This is a genomic window from Candidatus Lernaella stagnicola (genome assembly GCA_030765525.1).
GTDB classification, from domain to species: Bacteria; Lernaellota; Lernaellaia; order Lernaellales; family Lernaellaceae; genus Lernaella; species Lernaella stagnicola.
The window spans coordinates 1-18,410 of the sequence record JAVCCK010000042.1 but is presented as its reverse complement, the minus strand read 5'-3'; the positions used below and the strand labels follow the sequence as shown (position 1 = coordinate 18,410).

The following is an 18,410-nucleotide window of genomic DNA, read 5'->3' as shown; positions in this document are numbered from 1 at the left end:
TTTATTCACAAGCCAACGAACACTTTGCACGATATTGGCCGAAACGTTTTCGAACGACAGCGTCAATTGACCGCCAAAGGGTATCCCGCTACATTTGACGCCGCTCTAAAGCAGTGCTCGAAAAAGGAGCCGAAATGCGACGGTACACGCGTTGGATAACGGTGTTTGCGTTCTCGTTTGTGGTTGCGTTGGCGGCCGCCTGCGCCACGACGCCCCAGCTTAGCGGAGAAGGCGTTACGCCGCGCCTCGGGGGACTCATCGTCGACGGACACACCGCCGACACGGGCGAACAACACATCGTCAAAATCGTCGAAGACGGCTTGGAAAACATCGCCACCGGCGATTTCTACCATCCCTCGGTGAGTTACGGCGTCATCGACGTCGACCCGAAATACAAGCACGTACTCAATTGGCAGCTCACGCCGATGTTCCCACCCCGCCTGGAGAACATCGCTTCTAACGGCCCGCTCGTGCTCTACAGCGACGACTTCGACTGCCTCGTGTTTTCTTCGACGGAACACTTTTACGCGACGCTGATCTCCTTCGAAAACGGCCAAATCCACTACGGCCTGCACGGCGATATCGAGCGCGTCCCGGCCGGGTTCCACCATGGCTTCATACTCGTGGCGGGCCACGGCGTGCAACATACCATCGAGCGCTGGGGCTTCCGCCTTCGCGCGATGCAGCACGCCGAGCGCCGCGACCGCTACGCCGATGTCGGCCTGTCCTACCTGGGCTACTGGACCAACAACGGCGCGTACTACTACTACAACTCCGAGCCCGGCATGACCGAAGAGGAAGTGCTCCTGCGCGTCAAACAAGACGCCGACGCCCGCGGCATTCCCTACGGTTACTTGCAGATCGATTCCTGGTTCTACAAAAAGGCGGGCGGCATCGTCACCGGCGGCTTGCTTCGTTGGGAGCCGACCGCCGACCGCTTCCCCCACGGCCTCACGTACTTACACCAAAAGACGGGGTTGCCGCTTATCGTCCACAACCGCTGGTTCGCCAAAGACAACGAGTACGTCGACCAATACCCCTTCGTCTTCGACCGCCGCATGGCCATGCCGGTCGGGCGCGGCGTCTTTGACGAATTCGCCCGCAACGCCAAAAGCTGGGGCGTAACCACCTACGAGCAGGATTGGCTGATGAACCAATTCTGGGGCAACCGCTCCCTGCGCCGCTCCGTCGACGCCACCGACCGCTATATGGATAACCTGGCCGGCGCGATGGCCGATCAGGGTATGACCATGCAAATCTGCATGTCCGGCGCAGCCCACGTGATGGACTCGGTCCGCCACCCCAACATCACCAGCGTGCGCAGCAGCATCGACTACGCCCCCAACGTCTCGAAGGAATCCTACTGGCCGCAGTTTCACATCAACAATCTGATCGTCTACGCGGTGGGCATCTGGCCCTTCAAAGACAACTTCCGCACTTCCGAAGACCACGGCTGGGCCGAAGCGCTGATCAGTTCGCTGAGTGCGGGCATGGTCGGCCCCAGCGACCGCCTCGGCGAGGCCGACGCCGACATGCTATCGCGCACCTGCCGCGTCGACGGCCTACTGCTCAAACCCGATCGCCCCGCGCTGCCCATCGACGCCATGCTGCTGCCCAACCGGCGCCCGTTTATCACCGAAACCTATTCCGACCGCGGCGCGCTGGGCCGCTGGCGCTACCTCACCGCGTACCACATCGCCCGGCACCACCCGCAGCGCGCGAAGCTGGACAAAATGTGGCCCTACGTCTCCTACGACCTCCAGGATCCCAGCGACTTCTTCCACTTCCCGGATACCGTCACCGACTGGCATATCGACCTCGCCGCCGAACTCGGCGTGACCGAGCCGGTCGTCGTCTACAACTGGAGGACGAAAACGGCGCGCTTGCACGAAGGCGTCTACCACTTCAAGCCCATCGCCGACCTCTACGATTTCACGCACCTGATTCTCGCGCCGGTCCTGACCAACGGCTTGGCGTTGCTGGGCGAGACCGACAAGTTCGTGCCGCTGGCCGACAAGCGCTTCACGAAAATCGAGGCCTTACACGACGCCATCGCCGTCACCGTCGCGGGCGTGCCGGGCGAGCGCGTCACGCTGCGGTGGTTCGACGCGCGCAGCGGGCGGCTGTACGGTCCGCGCACCATCGTCGTGAATGATGAAGGATTCGCCTCGGCGAAGCTGGCTCGTTAGCCGCGTTTACTCAAGCCGGTCGACCCAGGCCGGGTCGTCGTTGACCAGTTGCCCGATCCATTCGAAAAGCGAGGTGTCTTCCACCTCCACACGCGGCCCCGGCGGCAAAATGAATTCGTAGGATGTGTGCGTGCGCCCCTCGATAAAAAACCGCCCGAAACGACGCGGGTGCGCCGCCTTGATTTGGTTGGTGATTGCCATGACGGCCTTCTCGTAGTCCGGGCCGCTCATCTTCAAAAAGAAATTGGACATAATCACGTCTTGATAGGCCGTAAACATGCCGATGCGCACCTGCGGGTCCAGATCGAGGTACAGATCGAAAAGCCAGGTCTGCACCGTGCTGTCGCAGCGCGCGCAGGCCGAGGGCATCCGCAACGCCCAGGCGTCGTTGATCACGTTCCACGTTTCCAGGTCGTTCGGATTCCAGAATCCCATACCCGAGTCGGACAGGACATAAGTGTCCGTGTCGGGATACTGCGACTTGGTGATCACCCACGCGAGATACGTGCCCATCCCCCCGGCGCTCGCACCGGTGACCAGCACCTTTTCCGCGTCGGGAAAAAGCTTTTTGGTCAGCGCCACCGCCGCCGCCGTGTGCCGCAACCCCTGGAAGTAGCGCGTCCTGCCCTTGACCTTCATGACGTTGTCGCCGCTGTGAATGCTGTTGTCGCAGTAGGGCACGTAGACGAAAGTCCAATCGCGCAGCGGGTTCTGCGGTACGCGGCTGCGGTAGCTGATGTCGAAAGGATAGTTGATTTGCACCGCGAAACCGCCGCCCGGCCACGACGCGCCGCCGCCCTCCATGAAGAACATCACCTTATTTTCTTTTCCCGGTCGTACCGCCACGTGTGCTTGCCGGCCGTTGTAGCAGCGGAAATCCTCTTTGTCGTAATAATAATTGGTATAGCCCGCCGCGCCCTTGCCGACGCGCACCGGTTCGAATTCCAGGTAGTCGTAGAAATCCAATTCGTCGTAGAGGTCCTGCAACTTCGGGTCGTGCTGCGTCAGGCCCGCCGGATCAACGGACGATAAGCCGCCGCCCGCGTCGTCATCGCCGAGCTCGTCAGGATCGAAGGCATCGTCGTTGATCGGCTCGCTGTCCCCGCAGGCCGGTAGGCAAAGCAACACACAAGCAGGTAGGCAGAGAAAAACACACACCCCAACAAACACACACGCGGTGTAGCGCTTCATTCGATGACCCTCCCGTGGATGTTCCGACCCTAGCGCACTGACCGGCCCTGGGTAAAGCGCCGAACGTAGCGCCGGCCGATTTGCATGTCGCTGCTATGGTTATATTATCCGTTCACGCGGGGGAGACATGAACACCTGGACTTTGCTGCTCGAAATCGTCCTTTTACTCGGGGTCGCGTTCGTGTTCGGCGCACTGGCCGAGCGGTGGAAACAAAGCGCCATCGTCGGCTATTTGCTGGCCGGAGCCGTGCTCGGGCCGCTGCTGTTTTCCGGCGACGTGTTGCGCCAGATCGCCGAATTGGGCGTGGCGCTGCTGCTGTTTTCCATCGGGCTCGAGTTTTCACTGACCCGCCTGCGCAGTCTCGGCCGCGTCGCGGCCATCGGCGGCACGTTGCAGGTGCTTCTCACCCTGGCGATTTTCGCCGTCGCGGCCTCGTGGATGTACACCACACCCGCCGCGCTCGTGCTCGGCGCAATGGTGGCGCTTAGTTCGACCGCCGTCGTGTTGCGCGTGTTGATGGCGCGGACCCAAATCGATTCCACCTCCGGCCGCAACGCGCTGAGTATCTTGTTGCTGCAAGACATCGCCGTCGTTCCCTTGGTGCTGCTGGTGACGGTCATGGGGCAGGGCGGTTCGGCCATGCAGATAGCCGGGGCCCTGCTCAAGGCGGCGGGCGCGGCGGCGCTGCTGATCGCCTTGTTATACTTGATCTTCAACAAAATCATCCCGCGCTTACTGCTTTCTGAAAGCCTCGCCAAGAATCACGAACTGCTTATCTTGCTGGCGATTGTCGGGGCGCTGGGTGCGGCATGGGGTGCGCACACGTTAGGGCTTTCGCCCGCGCTCGGCGCGTTCATCGCCGGGATACTATTAGGCGAGTCGCCTTTCGCCACGCAGATACGAGCCGATGTCGGGCCGCTGCGCACCATGTTCGTCACGCTCTTTTTCACGTCCATCGGCATGCTCACCCAACCGCTGTGGATTCTCGAACACCTGCACCTCGTATTGCTCGGCGTGGCGGCTGTGTTTGTCGGCAAGTCACTGATCGTTTACGGCGTGTTGCGTTTGCTTCGGCAAAATCGCTACGACGCCCTGGCGACCGGCATTAGTCTCGGCCAGGTCGGCGAGTTTTCCTTCGTGATCGCCACCACGGCCGCCGCCACCGGCGTGATCAGCGGCGACACCTTCGCCTACGCCGTTGCCGTGACGATCCTCAGTCTCTTTTTCGCGCCGCACATGGTTCGTTACGCCGTGCCCTGGGCAGACGCGGCTATCCACCGTGTTTTCCCGCGCTATCAAGTCGTGCGCGACGCCCCGCCGGAGCGGGGTGATGTGTGCCTCGTGTTCGTCATCGGCTTCGGCCCGGCCGGGCGGCGAGTGGCCGATACCTTGCTGTCGATGGGGCAGCGGCCGATTGTCATCGAGCAAAACGCCCGCACCGCCGCGACGGCCGAACGTCTCGGCCTGGAAACCCACCTCGGCAACGCCCGGCAAAGTGAAGTGCTGCACCACGCCGGCATCGCCGCCGGGTGCCACGTGATCGTCACCGTGCCCGACCCGAACGCCGCGCGCGCCATCGTGGCCAACGTGCGCGCCTACGCCACGGACGCGCATATCATCGTGCGCTCGCGCTACGCGTATTTTAGCCACGAACTGGACGCGGCGGGGGCCGACGTCGTGGTGGACGAGGAAAAGCAAGTCGGCCTCGAATTAGCCGACCGCGCCGCACGCGCCCTCGGCTGCGTCGCCGGTGTCGCCGGGCCCGAATGCTCCGCCGCCGCGCTGGATTCGGAATAGCCCCCGACGACATACCGATACGGCGCATTGTGAAATCAGCCCCTGTTTGGTACGGTCGTTTCCGTTGAACTCAGTGCGAAAGCGGAAAAAACACCCCATACGGTTGAGGCGCTTGTGAGCGACGCGCATGAACTGAAATTCGTCGGCGAACAGCATCGCGAAGCCGTCACCCGTATTCTTCGCTTCCTCGATACCGCCGATCCCGTCTTTCTCTTGACCGGCGAGCCCGGCATGGGCAAGTCGCGGGTGCTCCATGAATTGTTGAAACAACCGCTTTTCCAAGATAGCGACGCCCGCTTTCTCATCCGGTTCGAAATATTTCCGGGATACGCCATCAACTCGCTTCTCACGGATTGGGCCAAAAGCCTTTTTCACAAAGAAGCGGGCTTCTGGGGAACGAAAGACCGCTGGCGGAAATTCCTTGGCGCGCTTCCGGAAATCGGCAAACTTGCCGAGCAGCTTATCAAGGACGAATTGCTGGAACCGCGCGATCGCTTGATCCGTTTGCTGCAAGCGGTTTCGGCGGCAATGGATGATTCGAAACGCGTGCTGATCGTTATCGACCCGTGGGAAGACTTAAGCGGTAGCGATAACACGGATCTGCTCGTGCAACTCGCCGCCCAACGAATCCCGGGAATCAAGTTCCTGATTGCGCAACGCAACGATGACGTCCTCGCGCTAGACGCGGCCTTCCGGAGGTTGGCGCGACGCCACACCTTCGCCGTCGAAAGGCTTGCGGATAGCGCGGCGGAAGAGACGTTCGAAACCAACGAAGCCCTGGCGCGAATACCGGAGTCGCGCCGCGCCGAGTTCCTTGAAAAACTCCGCGGTTGGCCGCTCGCCTTGGCGGCCTACGCCGACATGTTGGCCGACAGGGACCGCGATGTGAACGACATTCTCGATGCGTTGCCGCCGGGTTTGGAAATGGAAATTCGCAGCTTGTACTGGGGCTTAAGGAGCGAAGCCAGTCAGGCCATCGAAACCTTGTGCTTGGTTGGCGCGACGGTCGACGCGGAAACGTGGGCTGGTTTGTTAGGGGTTACGACTGAGAAAATAGCCGAAATCGCCCAGGTACCCAACGTGGCGAAGCTGATTGAAAGCGCGGATACCGAACAAGGTAGGCAATTCCGCATGCGCTACGCGTTGTACACGGAGTGGATTTGCCGCGAACTCCGCCAGATTTCCCGAGAGTCGGTAAATGAGCGATATATGGAGTTCTACCGCTTTTTCCGCAAGCGCTTTGGCGATTGCCGCGACCGCGTCGACGACCTGATGCGCGCGATCGAATGCCTCGATCGTCTCGACAACCCAGCTTATTTCCTCTCAGAAACGGAAAACGATTTGCAGAGGCTATATACGTTGTCAGCCTTTGATGCCTTGTTGGAACTTATTGCACGACGCGACGCGTACACAAATCTGATCGGCAGTATTCGATTAGTAAGTGCGACCCCGACCCAAATCGCATGTATGAACAAATCGCGGGGCGAATTGCCGAAGGCTCGGGAGTTTTACGAAAGGGGTCTGCAAATATCTTGCGATGTGTTCGACCGAGTCGGGGAAGTTCTCACGCTGAACAACATCGCGGACGTGCACCGACTGCTTGGCGAAATGCCGAAAGCGCTTGAACCTTTGGAAGAGAGCCTGCAAATTCGGCGCGAAGTGGCCGACCGCGGCGGCGAAGCCGAAATGCTGGCCGACACGGACCGCGATGTGAACGACATTCTCGATGCGTTGCCGCCGGATCTCGAAACGGAAATTCGCCGTTTGTACGGCGGGTTAAGGGACGACGCCCGTCAGGCCATCGAAACTTTGTGCCTGCTTGACGCGACGGTCGACGTGGAAACGTGGGCCCGCTTGTTGGGCCTTGCGCCGGAGAATATTGCCGAAATCGTACGGGTACCCAATGTGGCGAAGCTGATTAAAAGCGCGAATACCGAACAAGGTCGGCAATTCCGCATGCGCCACGCGCTGTACACGGAGTGGATTTGCCACGAACTCCGCCAGATTTCCCGAGAGTCGGTTAATAAACGGTATGAAGAGTTCTACCGCTTTTTCCGCGAGCGTTTTGGCGATCGCCGCGATCGTGTCGACGACCTGATGCGCGCGATCGAATACCTCGACCGCATGGGTAACGTGCAAGTATTTCTCGATGAAACGGACGGCGTTTCGGAACAACTTTACACGTGGTCACTTTATGATGCGATGTTGGAGCTTGAAACAAAACGCGTTGCGAAGGCAAACTCGATCGGTGATCGTCGATTACAAGGCGAGTTGCTTAACAACGTCGCGGGTGTGTTCTGGGCGCGTGGTGATATGACGAAGGCGCTGGCGCTTTTCGAAGAAAGCCTGCAAATCGACCGCGAATTGGGCGACCGGGCCGGGGAAGGCGCGTCACTGAGCAACATCGCGGGTGTACACCAAGCGCGCGGCGATTTGAAAAAGGCGCTGGAGCTTTACGAAGAGAGCCTGCGAATCGACCGCGAATTGGGCGACCGCGCCGGCGAAGGCACGACGCTGAACAACATCGGGGAAGTGTACCGGGTGCGCGGCGATTTGACGAAGGCGCTGGAGTTTTACGAACAGAGCCTGCAAAGATCTCGCGAAATGGGCGACCGCGTCGGCGAAGGTACGACGCTGAACAACATCGGGGGGGTATTCTGGGCGCGCGGCGACTTGACAAAAGCGCTGGAGTCTTACGAAGAGAGCCTGCAAATATCTCGCGACGTGGGCAACCGCGCCGGCGAAGGCGCGACGCTAAACAACATCGCGATGATGCACGAAGCGCGTGGCGACTTGACAAAAGCGCTGGAGTCTTACGAAGAAAGCCTGCAAATATTTCGCGAATTGGGAGACCGGGCCGGCGTAGGCACGACGCTGAACAACCTCGCGGGTGTACACAAAGCACGTGGCGATTTAGCCGAGGCGCTCGAATACTTCGAACAGAGCCTGCAGATTACGCGCGAAGTGGGCGACCGAGCCGGCGAAGCGATTACCTTGCACAACATGGCTAAAGTTTTCGAATCGCAAAACGATTTCGAGAAGGCGCTGGAATACTCCCGCATGGCATGCGCGATATTCAAAGAGATCGACCACCACCATCAAGAATACCCAGAGAAGTACTTGGCGTCCTTGATAGCGAAAATGAAGGCATAGATTAAGCCCCGCCGCCGCGCTGGATTTGGAATAGCCCCCGACGACATACCGATACGGCGCATTGTGAAATCAGCCCCTGTTTGGTACGGTCGTTTCCGTTGAACTCAGTGCGAAAGCGGAAAAACCACCCCATACGGTTGAGGCGCTTGTGAGCAACGCGCATGAACTGAAATTCGTCGGCGAACAACATCGCGAGGCCGTCACCCGTATTCTTAGTTTCCTCGACTCCGACGATCCCGTCTTTCTCTTGACCGGCGAGCCCGGCATGGGCAAGTCGCGGGTGCTTCATGAATTCATGGCCTGCGCTGTCGCCGGCCGCAGCGAACGTTTTGTGAAAATGTTCCGCGTGTTTCGAGACGACAACATTGAATTGAGCCTGCGTGGTTGGGCTTTCGACCTTTTTGGAAAGCTCTCTCTCTTCAAGGGAAACCAAGACAGGTGGCGGAGAATCGTCGCGGCAGTGCCGCAGGTGGGTGCGGGGTTGGAACTGTTTTTTCAAGACGACCCGCGACCTGATAAGGAAAAACTCATCGAGGCGTTGCGCGGCGTGTCGGCAAAAATAGCGCACACCGAACGCTTGGTGATCGTCGTCGACCCGGTGCAGGACCTGCGCACCAACGAAAACGCGGAAGTCGTGTTTCACTTCGTCGCCGAGCACATCCCCCGCGTGAAATTCATTGTCGCGCAGCGCAATGACGATTTCCTCGTGCACGAGCCGAAATTCATGGGCGAAGTCGGCAGCCATCATTACGAAGTCAAGTGCCTAAACCTCGACGCCGCCGCCGAAACAATCGCCGATCATCCCGGCTTGAAAAGAATTCCTCCCGAGCGGTGCCAAGAGTTTCTCGAGAAGGTTCGCGGCTGGCCGCTGGCCCTGGCGATCTACGCGAAAGAACTGGTCGGCGCTTCCGACGTGGAGGCCGCGTTGGCGCGTTTGCCCAAGCGGCTGGAAACCGAAATTAAAACGGTTTTCGAAAACGCCGTCGGCGCACCGCGGTCGCTGCTTGAAACCGTCGCGTTATTGGGCATTCCCGTCACGCGGGACGACCTGGCCGTGTTGGCCAAGTTGTCGCCTGACGAAACACGAGACGCCCTCGGGGACGCCGGCGTGCGCAAACTCGTGTACAGGGACCGTTCCGGCGACGGCCCCTACCAACACGAGATGCGCCACGCGCTATTTGCAGAATGGATTCTCGGCGAATGTTCTACCGAGTCACCTGAACAGGTTAGCGAAAAATTCTTGGGGTTCTACCACTTTTTCCGCGAGCGCTTTGGCGATCGCCGCGAGCGCGTCGACGATCTGATGCGCGCGGTTGAATACCTTGACCGTCTCGACGACGAGAAACGGTTCCTCTCGGAAACCGAAGACTTCTCGCAACAGCTATACACGTGGTCGCTTTATGATGCGGTGTTGGACCTGGAGACAAAACGCCGCGCGAAGGCAGACGTGACCGGCGATCGCGGAGCATTAGGCAAGGCGCTGAACAACATCGCGGGTGTGTTCCAAGTGCGCGGCGATTTGGCGAAAGCGCTCGACCTTTTCGAAGAGAGCCTGCGAATTCGACGCGAAGTCGGCAACCGCGCGGGCGAAGGCACGACGCTGAGCAACATCGCGGCAGTTTACAATGCGCGTGGCGATTTGACGAAGGCGCTCGAATACTATGAACAGAGCCTGCAAATATTTCGCGAAGTCGGCGAACGCACCGGCGAAGGCACGACGCTGAACAACATCGCTGACGTGTACCGGGCGCGCGGCGATTTGGCGAAGGCGCTGAAGTTTTACGAACAGAGCCTGGAAATATCCCGTGAAGTGGGCGACCGTGCCTTGGAAGGCTCCACGCTGAACAATATCGCGTGTGTACACGAAGCGCGCGGCGATTTGACGAAAGCGCTTGAATACTTCGAACAAAGCCTGCAAATCAGACGCGAAGTCGGCGACCGGGCCGGGGAAGGCGTGACGCTGAACAACATCGGGGAAGTGTACCGGGCGCGCGGCGATTTGACGAAGGCGCTCGAATACTTTGAACAAAGCCTGCAAATATTTCGCGAAGTGGGCGACCGGGCCGGGGAAGGCACGACGCTGAGCAACATCGCGCTAGTTTATGATGCGCGTGGCGATTTAGCGAAAGCGCTCGAATACTATGAACAGAGCCTGCAAATATTTCGCGAAGTGGGCGACCGGGTTGGTGAAGCGATTACCTTGCACAACATGGCTAAGGTTTTCGAAGCGCAAAACGATTTCGTGAAGGCGTTGGAATACTCCCGCATGGCATGCGAGATATTCAAAGCCATCGGCCACCACCATCAAAAGGTTGCAGAGCAATACTTGGTGTCCTTGATAGCGAAAATGAAGCAATAGAATTTGTCCCGCCGTCCCGCGCCTGACAAACAAGTTGAACCCGGCAACCCAAACACCCGCCAACCCTTGACACCTCCGCGAAAATCCGGCAAAAAAGGAATTGGTCCAACCAGTGGACCAATGCCGCCGGCAACGATAAACAGAAAGGCAGCCCATGTCCGCCGCAAATCAGACCGCCAAAATCAAGCCCGTGCGAAGAACGCGGGTCTCCGACGAAGTCGTCGTCCAACTCACGCACCTGATACTTGACGGCCAGTTCACCCCGGATCAAAAACTGCCCGCCGAACGCGAACTCGCCCGCCAACTGGGCATCAACCGCACCTCGCTGCGCGAAGCCCTCCGCCGCCTGGAAACCATGGGCCTGCTGCGCATCCGCCCCGGCGACGGCGTGTTCGTCCGCGATACCAACACCGCGGCGGGCCTGGAGTTCGTCAAATTCCTGCTCGAAAACGGCATCGGCCTGGATACGCAACTGATCCTCAACCTCGCCGAAAGCCGCCGCATCGTGGGCGCTGAGATGATTCGCCTCGCCGCCGCGCGCATCACGCCGGAGCAACTGGCCGCGCTCGAAACTATCGTCGCCGACTACCCCCGCGACGACCCGGCCGCCCGCGCCGAAGCCGACTTCGCTTTCTTCCACCAGGTCGCCCAGGCCACCGGCAACCTCGTGTTCGTCTACCTGCTCAACACGCTGCGCGACGTGGTGGAAAAAATGAGCGGCGTGTACATGCAGGCGGTGGGCGACCCGGCGAACGCCGTCAAGCTTTATGCGGGACTGATCGAGGCATTCGGGCGCCGTGACGGCAAGAAAGCCGCGCGCCTATTCGACCGCCGCGCCGCCGCCGATGATCGAAAATTGTTCTCGCAATTCGGTGACATCTCATGACGGCCGCCGCAAAACGTGGCGCGCCGAGTCATCGTATCACCCGCATGCGACGCCGATATCAGACCGAAATGCCGCAAATTTGTGTCCAGCGCGCAAAATATTTCACCGCCAAGTGGCGCGAACTGGAGACAAGCGACGTCCCGCTGCCGCTGCGCGTGGCGCTGTCGATGAAGCACGTCTTCGAGAATATGGAGCACAACCTCGACCCCGACGACCGCCTTGCCGGCGCCTGGAGTAAGCACTTCCTGGGTTGGCCCATCGACATCGAGCGCGGCCTGTTCAACGACGTGCTGGCCACCGAACTTCGCAAGAGTACGCTGCTGAAATTTCAAGCGACCTCGTACCTGCGCTTTGTCGTGTATCTGGTGAAAAAGCTTGGATTATTAGGACTTTACCGCACCTTCAAAAATAGCGCCGCCCTCGGCCCCATGCCCGTCAAACCCAGCCTCAAGACGATGGACGAGCGCACCATCAACCCCTTCGGCATCGACCCGGCCGCCCGGCGCGAACTGCTCGACGACCTGCTGCCCTACTGGCGCGGCAAGGCCATCGCCGACATCGTGGCGCGCGAACTGGCCACCTCCGGCCTCTACCACGGCGAACTCAAGCAATTTGTCGAGGGCGTGCCCAACACTCCGAGCAAACAGGCGCTGGTGGTTTCGCTCGGTGCAGCCATCGCAACTTACCAAGGTCACATCGTTTTTGACCACGAAGTGGTGCTGCGCCGCGGTCTGCTGGGCATCAAGGAAGACGTCGAGGCCGAGCTGGCCAAGGTCGAGGACCGGCAAAGCGACGAGGGTGTGTTTCTGCAATCGGTCGTCGTGGCGCTGGAGGGTTTCATCGTTTATGCGCAGCGACTGGCCGATCGAATTAAGCAGGAAGAACAACGGACTACGGATCCGGAACGCCGGGCGCAACTCGCGCAGTTGCTTGCCGTTTGCCGGAAGGTGCCGCTCCATCCCGCCGAGACTTTCCGCGAAGCCGCGCAGGCCATTTGGGCGCACCGCGCAGCGCTGGAAACGGCGCACCCGTCCAACGTGCATGCCTACGGGCGGCTGGATCAGATCCTCGGCCCGTACTACGAACGCGACGTCGCCGCGGGTCGCATCACCGCCGCCGAAGCTTGCGAATTAATGGAGGAATTGCTGCTCAAGGTGATGGCGCAAAATCTGCGGCCGGAGTCGAATTTCCTCGGCAATTTCTACCTGCGCTACGAGGGTTCGACGCCGATCACGCTCGGCGGCCTCACGCCGGAAGGGCAGGACGCGACCAACGAACTCACGTACCTCCTGCTCGACGCCGCCGACCGCTCCAAGAGCGTGACGAGCATCGTCGTGCGGGTGCATAAAAACACGCCGCACCAACTTTACGAGCACGTGGCCGACATCCTCTATCGCGGCACGAGCAACCTGTCGATGATGAACGACGAGGTCTTCGTGCCCGCCATGAAGCGCCACGGTTTCACCCCGGCCGACGCCAACAATTACGCGATCACCGGCTGCACCGACCTGCTGGCACCGGGCAAAACCGGCGGCATCAGTTTCACGGGTTTGCTGCTCGGGCACATCCTCGACATCACGCTGCACAACGGCAACGCCACGACGATGATCGGCACCCTGCACGATGTGGGTCCGAAGACCGGCGAGGTAGGCGAATTCACCGATTTCGAACAGCTTTTTGACGCCTTCGTGCAACACGTCGAGTTCCAGATGACGATCAACGCCGAGGCCTCGAACCTGCGCGACCGCCTCTTCGCCGAGCACATGCCCGCGCCGTGCCTGTCGGCATTTATCGAAGGCTGCGTGGCGACGCGCACCGACATCACGCGGGGCGGGGCAGTCTACAACTACGCCGGGATCAACATGATCAACAGCCTGGCCAACGTGGTCGATTCGCTGTTTGTGATCAAGAAACTGGTCTTTGACGAAAAGAAAATCGGCTTCGCGGAGTTGATGCGCGCCGTCGATGACAATTTCGTCGGCCACGAAAACGTGCATCGCTTGGTGGCCGAAGTGCCCGGCAAATGGGGCAACGCCGATCCCGAAAGCGACGCGCTGGCCCGCCGCGTCAGCGACGCACTCTTTGCCTCCGCCGCGCGTCACCGCAGCTTCAAAGGCGACGGCCCCTTCGTCGGTTTCATGAACAGTATGACCTCGCACACGATCGACGGCCGGCTCTCGCCCGCCACGCCCGACGGCCGCCTGGCCGCGACTCCCTATGCGGCGAGTTGCAACCCCTACAACGTCGAGCGCTGCGGGGTGACGGGCGTGCTGCGTTCGGTGGCGGCGGTGGATTTCACGCACCTGCTGGGCTGTGCGGTGAACATCAGGCAGCACCCGTCGGGCATTGGTAAAACACCGGCGGCGCGGAATAAATGGATCGCGTTGATGCAGACTTATTTCCAAATGGGCGGCGCGCAGATTCAGCCCACCGTCGCGTCGGCGGAAACGCTGCGGGCGGCGCAGGTCGACCCGGAGGCCCACCGCGACTTGATCGTCAAGGTCGGCGGCTACAGCACCTACTTCGTCGATCTGGGCCAGGAAATTCAAAACGAAATCATCCACCGCACCGAGCATAGCGGCTGATTGATGCACGGCGTTGTTTTCGATATCCAAAACTACGCCATCTACGACGGGCCGGGCATCCGTACGCTCGTGTTCTTCAAGGGGTGCCCGCTGCGTTGCGCCTGGTGCCACAACCCCGAATCGTGGCGGCGCGAGCCGGAACTCGCCCACTTCGCCGAGCGCTGCGAGGCCTGCGGCGTCTGCGTGGAGACCTGCCCGAACAACGCCCTCCAACTTCGTGACGGCATCCTGGAACGCGAGGCGTCCCGTTGTACGGTTTGCGGCGCTTGCGCGGAGGCTTGCCCGACCGGCGCGACCGAAATCATTGGGCGCGAGATGGACGTCGCAGCGATCCGCGAGACGGTTTTGCGCGATAAGCCTTTCTACGATACCTCGGGCGGCGGCGTGACGTTCACGGGCGGCGAGGCGGTGATGCAACCCGAGTTTCTGCTTGCCGTCGCGCGGTCGGTGCGCGAGGCGGGCATACACGTCGCGCTGGAAACCTGCGGCTATTTCGACGCGTCGTGGGTCGCGCCGCTGGCCGAGAATGTCGATTTGATACTCTTCGATCTCAAGCTTGTCGCGGCCGAGACGCACCGTCGCTGGACGGGCGCGGATCCCGAGCGTATCCACGACCGCTTCCGCGAGTTACTCGAGGTTGTCGGCACGGATCGACTCGTCGTTCGCATGCCGTTGATTCCCGGCGTGAACACCGGTGATGATGACCTCGACGCACTCATCGACTTTCTGCGCGACGCCGGCTACACAGGCCCCGTTCACCTGATGCCCTACAATCGTCTGGCCCGCACGAAGTGGGAGAAAGTCGGCCGCGGCGGCGACTACCGCGATTTCGGCGAGCTTGCCGAATCCGACCGACAACGCGCCGTCCGCCACTTGGAAGCGGCGGGATTTTCCGTCGAGGTCAACGAATAGGCTCCGCGACCGATGTTGACCCTCTGCCCACAAAAAAACCCGGCGGCGTGTAAGCCGTCGGGCTTGGATTTTCACCTAATCAACAAAAGAACAACAACGAGTAGACGAGCCCTACCGCCGACTTTCGCGGGGCGACCCGCTAGCGCCATTACGGCGGTCGTGCGCCTCGTTGACTTTGATGCGGCGGCCCTCCAATTCCTCGCCGTCGAGGCTTTCAATTGCCGCATCGGCGTCTTCGGCCGCGGCAAAGGTGACGAAACCGAAGCCGCGTGATCGACCCGTTTCGCGATCCGTGATCACCTTCGCCTCGGTGACAGGTTGTTGTGTCTGTCTTCACTTAAACCGCCCCGACGGCGGTTTCTTCACACGGTTTTCAACACGGTGGAAACAGACACCGGCAACGCACGCCAAGCGGCAGCGCCGGCAAGTCTCGCACGCGTTTTCAATCAGGGACTATTAATCGATAGCACCGGTCCAAAAAAAGGAAACGCGGTTTCGAGTACCCTGGTCGCCATAAAAAAATGGCGGACTCTTGGGAGCCCGCCGTCGTTTTTTAAGGGTTGGAAATCAGTACACGCCGCCGCCGCCCCAGCCGATCACGAATTGCAGGTACGGGCCGTTGATGCCCAGTAGCGGGGCGTCGTCCACTTGCGTGTCGCCCATCGACCAATCGCGGTTGATCGGCGTGTACGCGTAGCCCAACCGGCCGCCGAGCACCAAGCCCTGGCTGCGGTCGCCGTGTGTGTTCTGGACCATATTGAAGCGGTAGTCGAAGCCGAATTCCGCGTTGACGAGGAAGAAACCCGTCTTAATGCTCGACATCCGCCGTGGATCTCTGAGCACTTCGTCGAAATCCGTGTCCGTGTCGTCGTAAATTCGCAGGGTTGCATTCCCGAGACCCAGACCGATCAGCGGGTAGAGTTGCCAACCGCCTTGGTGCAAAACAGCATAACCGAACTGCGCTACGCCGAAGCTTCCCTCCGCCGCCGCCGTCCAGTTTTCGGCCTTATCTTCGATGGGTGCAAGGCTGAAACTGATGCCGTGGGTTCCGAACATCCAACGGTTGTAGTTGCCGATAAATCCGAAGCTGCCGGCGCCAAAACCGCCGGGGAATTCATTATAACCCGCGTCGTCCATGTCGGCGTTCAATTCGCTGAGCATCGTATGACCGCCGCCCAAGCCAAAGAAAAACCGCCACTCAAAGGGTTTTTTCGTCGCCGTCGGATCGTCCTGGGCCAGCGCCGTGACGGCCGTAAAAGAGAGAACGAGTATGAGAATAAGCGCCGTGCGCGACATCTTGAAGAACATCAACCTTCCTCCGTTTCAACGTTGAGTAATCATCAGCCTTGCGTGTGCCCTGCACAAAACCGCAACGCTCGTCGCTTGTCAACCACGCGATCCCTTATGGCCGCGCGATAAGCACTTCGACACGTGACGCGCCCTGCTGGTTTCTTCCGCAGTTGGGATTTCTTCCGCCGGCAATCGCGCGAATCCGCCAAGCGGCTGATGCCGAAAAAACGCCATAAAGCCAATCGTTTTCGAGGTGAAATTTACTTTACGAAGCGAATCTTCAGGGTTTTGAATAGCTTCTTCGCCGTTGTGACGTGCGAGAGGTGGGCTGTGATTTCGCCGTTTATGCCCCATCACTCATCAGCGTTCCCGACACATCGAAACCCGAAGTTGAAGTTCGTAATCGTCGGGTGAACCCTGAACCGATACGACGCGCGTACGTTCTGAGGATAACTGAACCAGCTACCACCCCGCAGCACGCGGCACTGAGATTGGTTATCATTCCGTGGGTTGCGCTCCGGCATCTTCGAATACCAATCCTTGTCATACCAATCCTCACACCACTCCCACACGTTGCCGAGCATATCATACAGGCCATAGGCGTTCGCCTGCTTCTGGCCGACGGGATGAGTCTTCTTGCCGGAGTTTTCGATGTACCAAGCCACGCTGTTGAGATCACCGTACCGCGCCCCCGTCGTCCTGCCCCGCGCTGCGTACTCCCATTCCGCCTCGGTCGGCAGACGTTTGCCGACTTTTGTGCAGAAGTTTCTGGCATCGTTCCAAAATACCGTTTCCACCGGGCAAGTCGTGCAACCTGAAAAGTGACTCGGGTTCGCGCCCATGACCCTTTGGTACTCGGCCTGTGTGACTTCGTGGATGTCCATGAAGAAACCGTCGACGTAGACGCGCTTGCTCGGCTTCTCATTGCTGCTGCACTCGGAATCGCCCGGCGAGCAACCCATCTGAAACCACCCGGCCGGAATGTGGACCATGCCGTCGGGCGCATCGCCGCCCTTGTTTTGCTGCGCGACGGCGACGGAGATCACCACCGCGAGCGCCAGCGCGACGGCCACCGCCGCAAACTTCATGTGTCTCATCGAAGTCCTCCACGAAGGGTCGTTGGTCAAATGCTGAGGTTACCGAGATGAATTTGAGGGAAAAGGGTACATCGTCACCGCGGAAAATCCAACCGAACGCCGACAAGTAATCGGAAACGGGGTGTGCGGCCGACCTTGCATGTCGACAGCAAAAAAAACCGCGCTCGCCGGCGGCGGGGCAAGGGTAAAAGGGCAAAAGAGCCCAAGGGTCATTTTTCAGTCCCGACACATCGAAACCCGAAGTGGGGGAGCGTATACGTAGGTTGATACCAGTTCCGACGCGACGCGCGTAAGATTTGAGGATTATAGATCGAGCAACCACCCCGCAGCACGCGGAACTGAGATTTATTATCATTTCGCGGGTTGCGTTCAGGCATCTTCGAATACCAATTCTTGTCGTAGTAATCCTCGCACCACTCCCACACGTTGCCCAGCATGTCGTACAAACCATAGGCGTTCGGCTGCTTCTGGCCTACGGGGTGGGTTTTCTTGCCGGAATTGCCCTGATACCAAGCTATAGCGTCGATCTCGCCATACCGCGCCCCCGTCGTCCCGCCCCGCGCCGCGTATTCCCACTCGGCCTCGGTGGGCAAGCGTTTGCCCACTTTCCCGCAGTAGCTGCGGGCGTCGTTCCAATTCACCGTTTCCACCGGGCAAGTCGTGCAACCTGAAAAATCACTCGGGTTCGTCCCCATGACCCTTTGGTACTCGGCCTGTGTGACTTCGTGGATGTCCATGAAGAAGCCATCCACGAACACGCGTTTGCTTGGCTGTTCCTCACTGTAGCACTCCGAATCGCCCGGCGAGCAGCCCATCTGAAACCATCCGGCCGGAATGTGGACCATGCCGTCGGGCGCATCGCCGCCCTTGTTTTGCTGCGCGACGGCGACGGAGATCACCACCGCGAGCGCCAGCGCGACGGCCACCGCCGCAAACTTCACGTGTCTCAT

Annotated in this window: 11 protein-coding genes and 1 pseudogene; 7 read left to right on the top strand and 5 right to left on the bottom strand. The window is 60.0% G+C overall.

Annotated features, from left to right (window positions below):
• Positions 1-134: 134 nt before the first annotated feature.
• Entirely contained in the window at positions 135-2,189 is a 2,055-nt protein-coding gene (locus P9L99_19670; GenBank protein MDP8225588.1) for a hypothetical protein, read from the top strand.
• A 6-nt stretch (positions 2,190-2,195) separates the two neighbouring features.
• Here the strand turns inward: P9L99_19670 and P9L99_19665 are convergent, their stop codons facing one another.
• Complete coding sequence (locus P9L99_19665; GenBank protein MDP8225587.1) at positions 2,196-3,380, bottom strand: pectin acetylesterase-family hydrolase; 1,185 nt, start codon at positions 3,378-3,380, stop codon at positions 2,196-2,198.
• A 127-nt stretch (positions 3,381-3,507) separates the two neighbouring features.
• Between P9L99_19665 and P9L99_19660 the strand changes: the two genes are divergently transcribed.
• The 6 genes from P9L99_19660 to P9L99_19635 all read left to right on the top strand — a co-directional run bounded on the left by P9L99_19660 (position 3,508) and on the right by P9L99_19635 (position 15,073).
• Complete coding sequence (locus tag P9L99_19660; GenBank protein ID MDP8225586.1) at positions 3,508-5,178, top strand: cation:proton antiporter; 1,671 nt, start codon at positions 3,508-3,510, stop codon at positions 5,176-5,178.
• A 114-nt stretch (positions 5,179-5,292) separates the two neighbouring features.
• Entirely contained in the window at positions 5,293-8,331 is a 3,039-nt protein-coding gene (locus P9L99_19655; protein MDP8225585.1) for a tetratricopeptide repeat protein, read from the top strand.
• 148 nt (positions 8,332-8,479) lie between these two features.
• On the top strand, positions 8,480-10,690 hold the full coding sequence (locus P9L99_19650) for a tetratricopeptide repeat protein (protein MDP8225584.1): 2,211 nt from the start codon (positions 8,480-8,482) through the stop codon (positions 10,688-10,690).
• Positions 10,691-10,844: 154 nt separating this feature from the next.
• On the top strand, positions 10,845-11,576 hold the full coding sequence (locus tag P9L99_19645; GenBank protein MDP8225583.1) for a FadR/GntR family transcriptional regulator: 732 nt from the start codon (positions 10,845-10,847) through the stop codon (positions 11,574-11,576).
• Positions 11,573-14,161: a pyruvate formate lyase family protein gene (locus P9L99_19640; GenBank protein ID MDP8225582.1), complete on the top strand. Its 2,589-nt coding sequence runs from the start codon at positions 11,573-11,575 to the stop codon at positions 14,159-14,161. Before P9L99_19645 ends, P9L99_19640 begins: the two co-directional genes overlap by 4 nt.
• A 3-nt stretch (positions 14,162-14,164) precedes the next feature.
• Positions 14,165-15,073, top strand: a complete 909-nt coding sequence (locus P9L99_19635) for a glycyl-radical enzyme activating protein (protein MDP8225581.1) — start codon at positions 14,165-14,167, stop codon at positions 15,071-15,073.
• 111 nt (positions 15,074-15,184) lie between these two features.
• Here the strand turns inward: P9L99_19635 and P9L99_19630 are convergent.
• From P9L99_19630 to P9L99_19615, 4 genes and pseudogenes are all read right to left on the bottom strand, one after another.
• Positions 15,185-15,379 (bottom strand): annotated as a pseudogene (locus P9L99_19630) (hypothetical protein).
• Between the two features lie 261 nt (positions 15,380-15,640).
• On the bottom strand, positions 15,641-16,381 hold the full coding sequence (locus tag P9L99_19625) for a hypothetical protein (GenBank protein ID MDP8225580.1): 741 nt from the start codon (positions 16,379-16,381) through the stop codon (positions 15,641-15,643).
• 335 nt (positions 16,382-16,716) lie between these two features.
• Positions 16,717-17,460 (bottom strand): formylglycine-generating enzyme family protein, encoded by a 744-nt coding sequence (locus P9L99_19620; GenBank protein MDP8225579.1) that lies wholly within the window; start codon positions 17,458-17,460, stop codon positions 16,717-16,719.
• Positions 17,461-17,669: 209 nt separating this feature from the next.
• The coding region (locus P9L99_19615) for a formylglycine-generating enzyme family protein (GenBank protein ID MDP8225578.1) at positions 17,670-18,410 on the bottom strand (741 nt) is incomplete at its 5' end.